The 12,951-nt window shown below is 65.2% G+C and carries 9 protein-coding genes; 3 read left to right on the top strand and 6 right to left on the bottom strand.

Annotated elements, in window-relative coordinates; translation table 11 throughout:
• Positions 1–100: 100 nt before the first annotated feature.
• The 3 genes from tviB to D105_RS0110910 all read right to left on the bottom strand — a co-directional run bounded on the left by tviB (position 101) and on the right by D105_RS0110910 (position 4,044).
• The gene (gene tviB / locus D105_RS0110920) at positions 101–1,390 is read right to left on the bottom strand and encodes a Vi polysaccharide biosynthesis UDP-N-acetylglucosamine C-6 dehydrogenase TviB (protein WP_018878426.1); all 1,290 of its coding nucleotides are present in this window, start codon (positions 1,388–1,390) and stop codon (positions 101–103) included.
• A gap of 101 nt (positions 1,391–1,491) precedes the next feature.
• Positions 1,492–2,622, bottom strand: coding sequence for a hypothetical protein (locus tag D105_RS0110915; RefSeq protein WP_018878425.1), 1,131 nt, complete (start codon positions 2,620–2,622; stop codon positions 1,492–1,494).
• Between the two features lie 309 nt (positions 2,623–2,931).
• The gene (locus tag D105_RS0110910) at positions 2,932–4,044 is read right to left on the bottom strand and encodes a sugar-transfer associated ATP-grasp domain-containing protein (RefSeq protein WP_018878424.1); all 1,113 of its coding nucleotides are present in this window, start codon (positions 4,042–4,044) and stop codon (positions 2,932–2,934) included.
• 529 nt (positions 4,045–4,573) lie between these two features.
• On the opposite strand from D105_RS0110910, the gene D105_RS0110900 reads away from it, so the two are divergent.
• Positions 4,574–5,533 carry a polysaccharide deacetylase family protein gene (locus D105_RS0110900; RefSeq protein ID WP_018878422.1) on the top strand — a complete coding sequence of 320 codons (960 nt, stop codon included), beginning with the start codon at positions 4,574–4,576 and terminating at the stop codon, positions 5,531–5,533.
• A gap of 39 nt (positions 5,534–5,572) precedes the next feature.
• Here the strand turns inward: D105_RS0110900 and D105_RS0110895 are convergent, their stop codons facing one another.
• Genes D105_RS0110895 through D105_RS0110885 form a run of 3 tightly spaced genes read right to left on the bottom strand, consistent with a single transcriptional unit; the run spans position 5,573 to position 9,400 of the window.
• Positions 5,573–6,538: a sulfotransferase gene (locus tag D105_RS0110895; protein WP_081619304.1), complete on the bottom strand. Its 966-nt coding sequence runs from the start codon at positions 6,536–6,538 to the stop codon at positions 5,573–5,575.
• 58 nt (positions 6,539–6,596) lie between these two features.
• The gene (locus D105_RS0110890; RefSeq protein ID WP_026280473.1) at positions 6,597–7,832 is read right to left on the bottom strand and encodes a pyridoxal-dependent decarboxylase, exosortase A system-associated; all 1,236 of its coding nucleotides are present in this window, start codon (positions 7,830–7,832) and stop codon (positions 6,597–6,599) included.
• The gene (locus D105_RS0110885; RefSeq protein WP_018878419.1) at positions 7,829–9,400 is read right to left on the bottom strand and encodes an acyl-CoA ligase (AMP-forming), exosortase A system-associated; all 1,572 of its coding nucleotides are present in this window, start codon (positions 9,398–9,400) and stop codon (positions 7,829–7,831) included. The genes D105_RS0110890 and D105_RS0110885 overlap by 4 nt, the downstream gene beginning before the upstream one ends.
• A 235-nt stretch (positions 9,401–9,635) precedes the next feature.
• Here D105_RS0110885 and D105_RS0110880 point away from each other — a divergent pair, with 235 nt between their 5' ends.
• Entirely contained in the window at positions 9,636–11,090 is a 1,455-nt protein-coding gene (locus tag D105_RS0110880) for a putative O-glycosylation ligase, exosortase A system-associated (protein ID WP_018878418.1), read from the top strand.
• Positions 11,091–11,112: 22 nt separating this feature from the next.
• Positions 11,113–12,942 carry a hypothetical protein gene (locus tag D105_RS0110875; RefSeq protein WP_018878417.1) on the top strand — a complete coding sequence of 610 codons (1,830 nt, stop codon included), beginning with the start codon at positions 11,113–11,115 and terminating at the stop codon, positions 12,940–12,942.
• Positions 12,943–12,951 lie beyond the last annotated feature (9 nt).

Genomic DNA, 12,951 nt, shown 5'->3' with positions numbered 1-12,951 from the left:
CCCTCGTCCGGGAACAGCGCAGGCGTTATGCGGGCGTGCCGTTCACCAGCCGCGCTGCGCGCCGGTATCCCGGGAGACGCGAAGCGAAACCGCCCAGCTGCTAAAGGCGCAGATCGGTCGCCGCGCGCGGGAAGACCGATTTCACGTCGAAGATCACCGACTCCGGGCGTGCCAGCGCCCGGATCGCCTCGATCCCCATCTTCAGGAACTCGCGGTGCGGCACCGCGACAATGATCGCATCGAACTGCCCCGGGGCCGGGGTCTCGGTCACCGGGGTGATGCCGTATTCGTGTTCGGCCTCGGTCGGGTCCACCCAGGGGTCGAAGACGGTTACCTCGGCGTTGTAGCCGGCCAGGGTCGCGTGGATATCGATCACGCGGGTGTTGCGCAGGTCGGGGCAGTTTTCCTTGAAGGTCAGCCCCATCACCAGGATGCGCGCGCCCACCGGGTTGATGCCCTTGCGCACCAGGGCCCGCACCGTGTTGTCCGCGATGTGGGCGCCCATCGAGTCGTTCACACGGCGCCCGGCCAGGATCATCTCCGGGTGGTGCCCCACCGCCTGCGCCTTGTGCGTCAGGTAGTACGGGTCCACGCCGATGCAGTGGCCGCCCACCAGCCCAGGGCGGAACGGCAGGAAGTTCCACTTGGTCCCGGCCGCCTTCAGCACCGCCTCCGTATCCAGACCCAGGCGCTCGAACAGCAGTGCCAGCTCGTTGATCAGCGCGATGTTCACGTCGCGCTGGGTGTTCTCGATCACCTTGGCGGCCTCGGCCACGCGGATGCTCTCGGCCTTGTGCGTACCGGCGGTGATCACCCGCGCGTACAGCGCGTCGACGAAGTCGGCCACCTCCGGCGTGGAGCCGGACGTGACCTTCATGATGGAGGTCACCCCGTGCTCCTTGTCGCCCGGGTTGATGCGCTCGGGGCTGTAGCCGGTAAAGAAATCCTGGTTGTGCACCAGACCGGACTCCGCCTCGAGGATCGGCACGCAATCCTCCTCCGTGGCCCCCGGATACACGGTGGATTCGTAGATCACCGTATCGCCCGGCTTCAGCACCCGCCCCACACTGCGGCTGGCCCCGAGCAGCGGCCCGAGGTCCGGGCGCTTGTGCCGGTCGATGGGCGTCGGCACCGTCACGACGAACACGTTGCAGGCCCGCATCGCCTCCAGGTCCGAGGTGTATTCCAGATGCGGCGTGGCCGCCAGCTTGTCCGCCTCCACCTCGCGCGTGCGATCCACTCCGGCCCGCAGCTGCCGCACCCGTTCCGGGTCGATGTCGAACCCGATGGTGGACCAGTGATGGCCGAATTCGACGGCCAGCGGCAGGCCGACATACCCAAGACCGATGACCCCAATGGTGACTTCATCCAGCGCGGGAAGCGTATGCATAAGATGTCCGTTCTCGTTGCTCTTCGTCATGCGGCACCCCGGCGGGGGCCGTTCTGTCCCTGGACCGCGCCCGCCTCACGGAAACACAGATCCATGTTTCCCTATTGGCAGGGCGCGCAACCCGGTACGCGTGGCCCTATCTCATCCACGCGCCCCGGATTGGGGCCCGGCGGACCGGCAAAGGCGCCCCAGACCGGTCGTTCGCGCAGGCGGCCATTGTAATCGTGATCCGCGCCCGCGATTGCGGGCGAACTCACGCTGTCCCCACGTTCCCGCAGACCGCCCGCGCGCGGGTAGAGATCCAGGGCATCCAGTCCCGCATTCGGTGCCTCCAGATACCGGGCCGCGTCTTCCCGCGGTGCGGTGTAGTTGTGGTCACCGGCGATACCGCCTGAAAGCTGCAGGGGATTCCCGGCAAACACGGCGTTGCCCGCCACCACCTGCTCGTATGCCTGGTCGGGCTCGTCCACCCGAATCCCGAACCCGCTCGCCAGGACCGTGTTGTTCACAACGTGGATCTCCCGCGGCACATGGTTGTGCGGGCGGACCAGCAACGCATCGCCGACATCATTCACGAACAGGTTGTCGTGGATCAGGAGGTTGCCCTCGCCCTGGAACAATCGCTCGTGCGGGTTCTGGTAGAGCAGATTCCCTTCGATGCGATAGCGGTCTTCAGACCCCGGGCCGGTGGGCGGGAAATGCCCCACCAGCAGATTGGGGCGGGCCCGGGCCCCGTCGCTCCCGCGTTCTGCCTTGTTCAGAAAATTGAAGCGAATCCGCGTCTCGCGCGGGCCCGGGTCCTGATCCGGAATCATCTCCCTTTCCGTCTGGTGCTTGATCTGGATGTTGTACCCCAGAGTGCGGTGCACATGGTTGTGCTCGATCACGCCACCGACAAACGGGCTGGTGCCATCCGGCTGTCCGAGATACATCCCGGTACCCACATCATGGATCTCGTTGTGCCGGATCACCCAGCCCCAGGCCGGCACGCGCGTCGTGATCCCCGTGTTGCCCTGCGAACGGTCATAATGGCGGATGGTCAGGTGCTCCAGCGTCACGTGATGCACGCCGTCACCGCGCGCCTCCGCCACCACCCCCGCAACCGGTTCCCCGCCGCCATCCAGCGTCAGATGCCGGATCACCAGATGTTCCGCATCCACCAGGCTGATCGTGTTCTCCCCGCGGCGCCCGCGCAGCACGGCCGGCTCACCCTCCGCCGGCCCGCTGATCACGATGGGCCGCTCCGGCGTCCCGCGCACTCCGTGTAACCGCAGCGAACGCGGATAGCCCCCTGGCTCCAGCCGCAACCAGTCACCGGGCTCAAGCGCACCCACCGCCACCCGGTAATCCTCCGGCCCCGCGCGCACGACTTGCGAGGCCGAGGGCGCGGACTGCGCAACGGTCGCGACATCCGCCGACACCGCGGGTGTGTAAGCCACTGCTGCACTGCCGGCCAGCACCGACACGATGAAGCGGACCGGCCAGCAGCTGGATGTCCAGTACCACTGTCGCTGCAAAGCCACGACCTACCTCCCGGCCCGTCAATGCTTCAAGGCGTTGTCCAGCTGACTCCTTAGTTCGCCCCAGGCGTTGTCCGGGTCGAACCAGTAATTACCCTCGATCAACACAGGCCCCTGCGGGGTGATCGCGACATCCCATCCAATAAGACGAATCGGATAGAACGCTTGCGCGGCTGCCAGAGCAAGTCGCCGTGTTTCCTCCCAGTGCGGCAATGTTCTGCCAACCAATTGGGATCCGGTATTGGGGTGGTTTTCAACCTCCTCCAGGCCAATGCCCGAGGGCGATGCGCGGACTACCCGAAGAATCCGGCCGGATAGAAGGTCCAGTCGCGCGCGCAGGTTTCCGGTATCCCCGTAGTTGAAGTTGTCGTTATCAACATTCGTGGCTACAGAGCGCCAACTTGCCGAGATCAATGTCGGGCTGGAGCCGGGACTCGCGGGCATGGCGGTCGCGATCCGCACGGTCTGGACCGTTTCAAGGCCCGTCCAGCCCGCAATGGACGGATGATTTTCAAGCCTGCGTTGCAGGACATAACACGTCTGCCCTTTGAGCTCAGCAAGCAGATCCCCAAGATCAAGGATGCGCTCACCTTCCTGCAACCATCCCTCCACGACCCGAAGCCGGCGAATCCCGGCCCCATACACACCGTTGGCAGGCTTGAGGATCAACTCACGCCCCTCTTCTCTATAGAGGGCGTTCGCCATGTCCTCGCTGGACAAGGGCTCCAGGGAATCCGGGAATCGCACAAGGTCCCGCGAGAGAAACGCGACGGTCCCCGGAATAGGCAATCCCAGTTCATGGCAGTAGCGATAGAAAACCGCCTTGTCTTCCAGCAGGGCGGCGTGCCCAACAGGACTGTGCCTCGCCTGAACCTTCAGCATCTCGCGCTTGCTGACATACTGCTCAAGGGCCCGCCGACCGAGCCCAGGATTCATCAACCCCCAGAGCCTGATCTCGCGCGCCGAGAATCCCCGCGAGGCCAAGTACCGATAGCGACGGAATGCGCTCGGGAAGCGAGCCTTGAAATAGGCCTGTTCGTCCTTCAGGTGACGCCAGGTATCCCGTGCATCGAGGAACCGGCCGCGCAAACCCGTTCGTAGCCGGCGGGGGCTGAACAACTTCCTGTAGTCCATGGCCCACCCCCTTGAATAGCTCCGGCGGATTGCCCGAAAACGAACCACACGCAAGGAAACGCATGCGCACTGCCCCGGCCCGCCAACCCAACGAGCAATCAGACGCAGGAACGCAACAACCTGATCCTAGACCTACCTAAAGGTGGACCGCTCAACCGGCCTTGTCACGCTCCCCTCTCACCTCGCGATATAACGGGTCATTCACGAAGGGCCGGCATGTTTCTGCAGGCAGGTTAGAGTAAGTCTGAAGGAGGGATCTGGACCGGCCACACAGTCCCGCCAGGGACACGAGCAGCGTCCGTCGGCGGCGCCACGACAGCGCCCTGAAGATCCACCAACAGAACACCGCGACAACCATGAAATCTCATCCGCCATGCAAAACCATGCGAGGGGTCGGCGCCCGGCCGAGGTTCATGAAAATTGGCCGGGCGCCGCACAGGCTGGTGCGGGTCAGCGAGGCCAGCGAGCAGACCGCCCCCGTCATCGCCCGGCGGTGCTGCGTCGCGCGCATTCGGACGGTCTAGGCCTCATGCTGCTGCGCTCGCTGCTGTCCCTTATGTCGCCTGGTGGCTCCAGGGGGCGTCTGTCCATCCTGATCTACCACCGCGTACTGCCGGAGCCCGACCCGCTGCTGGATGGTGATCCGCACGCCGATGACTTCCGCTGGCAGATGCGCCTGCTGGCCCGCCACATGAACCCATTACCGCTGGCCGAGGCCGTCGAACGCCTGCAAAACCACACCCTGCCACCACGGGCCGTATGCGTGACCTTTGACGACGGCTATGCCGACAACGCCGAGGTCGCGCTGCCGATATTGCAAGAGGAAGGCATATCGGCCACGTTCTTCATTGCCACCGGCTATCTCGATGGCGGCCGGATGTTCAACGACACCCTGATCGAGACGGTGCGCCGCCTGCCGAAAAATGCCGACATGAGCCCGGAAGGCCTCGGGGAGTGGGCGCTGGAGACCCACCAGGACCGCCTGAAACTGATCCACGCGCTGATCAGCCGCTTCAAGTACCAGCCCGCCGAACAGCGCCGAGCCGGTACCGAGGCTCTGGCCGCGCGTTTTGGCCTGCAACTGCCGGACAACCTGATGATGAGCGGCCAGCAGGTGCGCGAACTCGCGGACGCGGGTATGGAAATCGGCGGCCACACCGCCACCCACCCCATCCTGACCGAGGTGGACGCGGCCACCGCCCGGGCCGAGATCCAGAAGGGCCGGAACGACCTCGAGGCGCTGCTTGGGCGGGCGCCACGCCTGTTCGCCTACCCCAACGGGCGCCCGGACAAGGACTACGCCGCCGAACACGTGCAGATCGCGCGCGATTGCGGCTTCGAGGCCGCCGTGTCCACCGCGCCGGGTGCTGCACGCGCGGACTCCGACCTCTTCCAGCTCCCGCGCTTCACCCCCTGGGATCGCACCCCCCTGCGCTTCGGCCTGCGCCTGGCCCGCAACCTCACGGGGCCGAGAGAAGTACGCGCTTGAGGCGACACCGATCAGTCTGGCCAGCGTTCCGCAAATGGCTCAAAGAAACCACTTGCCCACCAATGAGGGCGTGACGACCTCTTCGATCCAGGACACTTGCTGCTCCGTCAGTTCCTCGCGCCATTTGGCGATCTGAGTCTCCGGCGCCCGCTGCACGTCGAAGTAACCGGACTGGCCGCAACGAGAGGTCAGCGACTGAACAAACCCAGCCGTTTGTTCATTCCAGTCAAGCCCTGCGTGGGCAAAGATCTTTCTGGTTTCCGCCTCGGTGGACCGGGACAACGCCTCATGAGTCACACACATGTAGGCCTCGTGGGTTTCGAGTGATCGGTAAACGAATTCGTTAACCGCCATCCACTCAAAGGCCAACTGCTTCTCGATAGGCCAGCTCTTGACCTCCTCTCGTTGCCACGCCCACTGGTCCGCATAGCCCGCGTCGAACAGGCTGTTGATGTAGACCCGAGAGTCCATAAGGCCCCTGTCGGCTCCGCGCAGTCTGGATGCAATGACCCCAGCCGGATGGCGAACGATATGCACAAGCCGCACACGGGGCAGCGCATCCGCAAACAACGGTGCCCGCGCCACCGAATTCACGCTTTTGATGACAGTCACCACGTTATCGGGGGCACCCCGGCCAACCATGTCCCGGACGGTGTCTCGTTTCTGTGCGATCCCCACCCGGTCCAGCAGGCGAGCGGCCGCAACATTGAGCCGGTAAGCGGCCTCTCTCGGGCTGGACCGGTAAGACTTGCGGAAGAAGGGCTCCTTGCCGCTGACCTTAAGCGCCCGAACATTCTCCAACCGCCTTAAATATTCGCCCGCCTGACGCAGACAGCGTTCCCGATCGTCCGGCCCGGGAAGAAACGGGATTGACCTGTCGACAAGTGCCCAATCCGGTTCGTGTCGATACAGAACACGGGGGTGACTGTCGAGAAGTTTGGCCAGGAATGTCGTGCCGGAACGCCCGCTGCCCACGACAACGATTGGAGAACACCGCTGGCTCATGGGCGTTCACCAGCCTCGGCCTGACTGCTCGGGTCGAGGGCAGCGATCGGTTGCTTGTTCACACCAGGATCTCCACCGGTTCCGGATGACTCAGAAAGCGCGTCGGGCTGGCGGTGTAGCCGTAGGCACCCGACTGGAAGACCACGATCAGATCGCCCACATCGGCGCGCGCCAGCTCCATCTGCTGGGCCAGTACGTCCAGCGGCGTGCACAGCGGGCCCACCACGTTCACGACCTCGCGTTCGGTGCCTTGCACGCGATTGCCCACCACCACCGGATAATTCTTGCGAATCACCTGGCCAAAATTGCCGGAGGCGGCCAGATGGTGGTGCAGGCCGCCGTTGGTGACGAGGAAGACCTGACCGCGCGATTCCTTCCGGTCCAGCACCTCGGCCACATAGATACCCGCCTCGCCCACCAGGTAGCGCCCCAGTTCGAGAATAATCTCCGCGTCCGGAAGCGCATCCCGTACCGCCGGCAAGCGCTCCGCCAGGTGTTCCGCGATGGGGCCGAGATCCAGCGACGGGTCACCCGGGAAATAGGGGATACCGAAGCCGCCGCCGATATTCAGCATCTCGACCGGGCCCGGCGCGGACTCGGCCAGGCGCAGGGCAAGCTCGAACGTCTGCCCTTGCGCCTCGACCAGCGTTTCGGGTCGCAGGTTCTGGGAACCCGAGAAGATGTGAAAGCCCCGAAAGTGCAGCCCCAGTTCGCCAATACGGGCCAGCAGATCGGGGACCCGTTCGGCATCGACGCCGAAGGCCTTCGGCCCGCCACTCATGCGCATACCAGAGCTCTTCAGCTCGAAATCCGGATTCACGCGGACGGCCACCTGCGGCAGCCGCCCCGTGCGTTCGGCGATCGCACCGATACGCTCCAGTTCCGTCTCCGACTCCAGGTTGATCGTGATGCCGGCCGCTACCGCCGCCTCCAGCTCCGGCACCGACTTGCACGGCCCGGCAAAGCTGATCTCGTCCGGCGCAGTGCCCGTATCCAGAGCCACCTGCATCTCCCGCTGCGAGGCCACGTCGAGCCCGTCCACCAGACCCGCCATATGCTGCACCACAGCCGGCATCGGATTGGCCTTGATCGCGTAATGGAGGGAGAGGCCGTCCGGAAGGCTGCTGCGCAGGTGTTCGACCCGGCGCATCATCACGGCACGGTCGTAGGCATAAAAGGGGGTCTGGCCGACACGCGCGGCCAGATCGGGCAGCGAAATACCGCCGATCTGCAGACAGTCGTCCACTACCGTGAACTGCTCCATCGCGCTGTGACCGGGGCGGACATCGCTCATGCCGGCACCCCCTCCCGAAACAGATCGCCGAATTCTTCAGCAAGCGCCTTGCGGTCGATCTTGCCGTTGGCGTTACGCGGCAGCGGCTCGGTGCGCAGCCCCACGTGCGCCGGCAGCATGAAGCCCGGCAGATGGGGACGAAGGGCGTTGAGCAAGTCGTCCTCGCTCAAACCCGGGGCCTGGGGCAGGGCCGCCAGCACGATGGCCTGACCCAGATCCGGGTGCTCCACCCCCAGCCCCGCGGCTTCCGCCACCAGCCCCGTGGCATAGACCGCCTCTTCCACCTCGTTAGGGCTCACGCGGTATCCCGAGGTCTTGATCATCTCGTCCCGGCGGCCCACGAAATACAGGAAGCCGTCCTCGTCCATGCGCACCGTGTCGCCGGACCACACCGCGATCTCGGGCAGCGGGGTACCGGACGGCTGGCCGGGCGCCGGGCGGAACCGCTCGGCCGTACGTTCCGGATCGTTCCAGTACCCCATGGCGACCAGGGCGCCACGATGCACCAGCTCTCCCGGCTCGCCGGGGGCGCAGGGGCTGCCATCCTCGCGGACCACCTGGATCTCCGCATTAGGGATCGCCCGGCCCATGGAGCCGGGACGCCGATCCAGCTCCTTGGGCGGAAGATAGGTAGACCGAAACGCCTCGGTCAGGCCATACATCAAATAGCAGTCGGTGCCGGGCAGTGCGGCTCGCAGGGCCGACAGCGTCTCCTTCGGCATCGCGCCACCGGAGTTGGTGAGATAGCGCAACGTCTCCCGCGCCGCCTCGGGCCATTCCAGACGCGCAAGCTGAATCCAGAGCGGAGGCACGGCCGCCAGCCCCGTGATGCCGTAACGCTCCACCGCCCGAATCACGTCGCGCGGGAGCAGGTAGTTCAGCAACACGGCCTGGGCCCCGGTGCGAAACGCCGTGGTCAACTGGCTCAGGCCGTAGTCGAAGCTGAACGGCAGCACGGCGAGGAGACGATCCTCGGGCCGGTTCTCCAGATAGGTCGCAACGCTTTGCGCCCCCGCGACCATGTTGCGATGCGAGAGCACGACCCCCTTGGGACGTCCGGTACTCCCGGAGGTGTAGAGGATCGCCGCCATGTCGGTATCGATCACCCGGTGCGGGCGCAAGCCGTCACGCTCCGGCGCGGCATCCCAGGCATCCACTCGGACATGCCCGACCTCGGCATCACCCGAGTCCTGGCTAGGCTCCGGGCCCACCACCAGCACCGTATGCAGATCGGGGCAGCCGGCGAGGACCGGACTCAGCGCCGAAAGGCGGTCCGCTGAGGTAACGAGGATGCGCACATTGCAGTCGCGCAGGATGTGCGCCACCTGCTCCGCCTTGAGCAACGGGTTCACCGGCACGAAGACGCCGCCGGCCCGGCTGGCGCCGAACAGGGCGTGCACCGTCTCCGGCCGCTTGTCGAGGTAGACCGCCACCCGTTCCTGACGCCCCAGACCGCACCCCAGAAGGCGCCGGGCGGCTCGATCGATACTGGCCGCAACTGTCGCGTAGTCCTCGCCCTCGTCCCGATAGCGCAGGGCCGGGGCGGCCGCTGCGCTGTCGGCTTGCATCCATACGGAATCGTGCACAAGAAAGGACATCTCGGCGCCCGGGGCTATCGGAAAATGACGGCTCGATCATACCCCAGGCACCAGCGGCTTCCGGCCGCGGCCCAGGCGCACCGTTAGTAGCCCGTTCGTCGGCCCGGGGTTACACGGGAGCGGCCGCGTGTAACATGCGACGAAACGGGCCATGAGCCAGCCCCTATCGCCTGAACCAGCCACAGCGGCGCGAGATGCAAACTGCATGCGTGACTACCTCCTCGCCCTGATCATCGCCGTACTGCTGCCGCTGATCGTGCGCTATGCGTGGATCGGCATCCTTGCATGGTTCTGGGTTGGGCTATTTGCCCCCCAATGGCACGCTTGGAGTTTCATGCGCGGCGCACCGCTGGCCACCTACGTAGGCGGAGCCACACTGATCGCGCTGTTCCTGGCCCAGGATCGAAAACCGTTCCCGTTCACACGGGAGACAGTCATGTTGTTTGTGCTGGCGGGCTTTTTTGCCATGACCAGCCACTTCGCGGTCAACTCCAGCGGGGCGTGGGACTTCTGGATCCACGTGATGAAGATCCTGCTGATCACCTTCATCACGCCGATGCTGATCTACGGTGAGCGCCGCATTGTCTGGCTGCTGCTGGTCATTACCGCTTCGATTGCCTTCTACGGTTTCAAGGGCGGATTGTTCGCGATCCAGACCGGTGGCGGGTATCACGTTCTGGGCCCCAGTGGATCCTACCTGTCCGGCAATACGTATATCGGGCTGGCGATGGTCATGGTGCTGCCGCTGATCCTGGCCACCGCCCGGATGTTCGACCGGCGCTGGGCGGCCGACCTCGGCGTCGGGCTCTTGAATCGCTTCTCGCGGCCCATCGGGTGGTTCTCCTATGCCGTCTTCTGGCTAACCGCCATCGCGATCCTCGCGACACATTCGCGCGGCGCCTTTGTTGGTCTACTGGCGATTGTCCCGTTCCTGTTCTTGCATATGCAGAAGAAGGGGCTGATGGTCCTGGCTGGATTTGTCCTGGTCGCCCTTGTAGGGGTTACGGCGCCCGAACCGCTGGTTGAGCGGTGGCAGACGATCCAGGCCTACGAGGAAGACAACTCCGCGATGATGCGTATCCAGTCCTGGGGGGTGGCCTGGAACATTGCCATGGAAAACCCCGTGACCGGAGCCGGCTTTCGTGCGCATCACCTTGGGTATGACTGGTACATCTCCTATGCGAACTTCGAGGGCGTATGGCGCCATGTATTGTCGCCCCATAGCGTCTACTTTGGCCTGATGCAGGAACACGGCTTTGTGGGCTTGGGGCTATTCCTGACTCTCATGGCCTTCACCTTCATGACGTTCAACCGAATCCGGCGTACCGCCCGATACCGCACCGGGCAGATATGGCTGGCCGAGTATGCCTGGGCGCTGCAGATCGGTCTTCTGGGATATCTGGTCGCTGGCACATTCCTCGATGTGACCTATTTCAACCTCCTATATGCCTTCATCGCTCTCGCTGTGATCATGCGGCGCGAACTGGAAACGGTCCCGGCGCCCGAGAGGGCGGCGGTGCGTTCCCCTACGGTGACGGGGCCGCAGACCTCGGCGCCAGCGACAAAACCGGTATACGAACCGACGACCGGTGCGCCTGATACCATCATGTCGGGCTCGATGATGAGCGACTCTGGCCGCGATGCGTCCTCGTCCCGCTGAGCGCGAGACCGTGCCCGCACCAGTGGCGCAAGGCTCCTCGCGAACGCGCGACGCGTTCGAAACAACTCGGCTCGATACCGCACTGCAGGCGCTTGCCGACACACTGCGCGACCACAGCCACCCCGAATCCGGGTTATGGGACCCACAGGATCAGTCACCCACGCCACCCGATCATTACGGACAGATCTCCACGGCGCTGGCCCTGACGCTTCTGGATGGCGACCACTCCATCGCGGCCCGTAATGCCCTGACGGCTTGGCAGGCACTTCCCACGAGGGATCGGGGGCATGCGCCTTTCAACCGCTTCCTGCTCAACCTGCTGGCCGACTGCAAAGCGAACAAAACCGGCGACCCGCGCGAAGCTTCCCGCCTTCGCGGCCTCGCACGCGATTGCAGACTGGCGCGCGGGTATCCGTCGAATAACTGGACCTTGCTCGCGCGTCTGTGCGATCTCCAGGAGGCGCCCGCCCTCCGCAAGGGCCGGGCTGCACGGCGACTACTCGGACTGTTCGACAAGTGGACGACCCCGGACGGCGCCTTCATCGACTACCCAGCACACCCGGGCCGATCCAGAACGGGTGCCACACCCGCCGCCTACCACCACAAGGCCCTGTTCGTCGCCGTGATGGCCGCGGAATACGGGGAGGCCGAGGCCTGGCAGCCAATCGTGGCGCGCCTGCTGCAATGGAGCCTGCAAACCTGGGATGGCCACGGGCATGTCGGTGGCCTGGGCCGCAGCAGCCACGCCCTGTTCGGGGATGCCTGCCTGGTGGCCAGCCTGATCCTGTTGGGCGCGGGCCAATCCTCGGCTCGAGAGACTGCCACAGCCCGAATGCTGCATGGCATTCTGGACCGCTGGCAGGCACAGACGCGCGCCGATGGCTTCATTGCACTGAACCCGGCGGACCGGTCCACAGCCGGTTGCGGCTACGACCCCTACATGCACTTGTCGGTATACAACGCCTGGACGGCTGCCATCGTTTCATGGGCACGGCACCGGGCCACACAGGCGGAGCGCGCGCCGATACCAATCGACCTTCGGGCCACCCAGCCCTTCCCTGCACACGATCCGCACTCGGAACAGTTCCGCGTGGGCAATCCCGCCACGGTCTTTGCGCTGGTTTCCGGGCGTGGCCAGCCACCCCAGGCCTTCAGCCGCAGCGCGGCAGAGCTGCGCTACGCCGGCGGCGTCCCGCTGCACATGACATGGCAAGGCCAACCGCTGTGCCCCGCGCCCGCGCGGGTTTCGCTAAAAGCGCTTCAGGCAGACCCGGCCCTGGCCGGGTGGACGCCGATCTTCGAGTCCGAAGGCGTGATGTTTGGCCTGACGGATTTCGACTCGTGTGAAGTCACACAAGACGAACGACTCGTACGGGTCTCCCTGTCCGGCCACCCCCGGGCACTGCATCGCCCCCCGATCACGGGCCTCCCCGCGCGCGCACTTGCGGCCCTGGACTGGCGCCTGCTGGGCGGCCAGCTTGGCCGCCAGTCCGCCCTGCGGCGCCCTCGCCTGGAGGGCATCGCGGCCCATCTGGAGCTGACCATTCACCTGGATCGCCCGCGCATCACACAGCGAGTCGTGCTCGACTGCGCGCCAGGCAAGAGCGTGCGATACCTCAACCCCGGCGGACACGCGGTTACGCAAAGCAGCATCACCGATTACTCCCTGACAACGGGGCCGCAAGACAGCGGCCAAATCAAACCGCTGAGCACCGCAGACTGGCTGGAAGCACCGATGCCATCCGCGATCGCGGGGGCAATCGGTCGCAGCCTTCCGGCATTCGAACTCTGCAAAGGCCGGTGCGCAACCGAGTTGGTCGTGAAGTGGGCCTCACGAGGGCCCACACCCTGAGGAACGCAA

This window comes from Thioalkalivibrio sp. ALE28, assembly GCF_000377425.1.
GTDB lineage: Bacteria > Pseudomonadota > Gammaproteobacteria > Ectothiorhodospirales > Ectothiorhodospiraceae > Thioalkalivibrio.
The sequence above is the reverse complement of the archived record's forward strand: the minus strand, read 5'-3'. Positions and strand labels throughout refer to the sequence as shown.

Excerpts from the sequence above, each read along its gene's own strand:
- D105_RS0110890 (WP_026280473.1), bottom strand. The coding sequence starts at position 7,832 with ATGAGCGATGTCCGCCCCGGTCACAGCGCGATGGAGCAGTTCACGGTA.
- D105_RS0110880 (WP_018878418.1), top strand. The coding sequence starts at position 9,636 with ATGCGTGACTACCTCCTCGCCCTGATCATCGCCGTACTGCTGCCGCTG.
- tviB (WP_018878426.1), bottom strand. The coding sequence starts at position 1,390 with ATGCATACGCTTCCCGCGCTGGATGAAGTCACCATTGGGGTCATCGGT.
- D105_RS0110895 (WP_081619304.1), bottom strand. The coding sequence starts at position 6,538 with ATGAGCCAGCGGTGTTCTCCAATCGTTGTCGTGGGCAGCGGGCGTTCC.
- D105_RS0110885 (WP_018878419.1), bottom strand. The coding sequence starts at position 9,400 with ATGCAAGCCGACAGCGCAGCGGCCGCCCCGGCCCTGCGCTATCGGGAC.
- D105_RS0110910 (WP_018878424.1), bottom strand. The coding sequence starts at position 4,044 with ATGGACTACAGGAAGTTGTTCAGCCCCCGCCGGCTACGAACGGGTTTG.
- D105_RS0110900 (WP_018878422.1), top strand. The coding sequence starts at position 4,574 with ATGCTGCTGCGCTCGCTGCTGTCCCTTATGTCGCCTGGTGGCTCCAGG.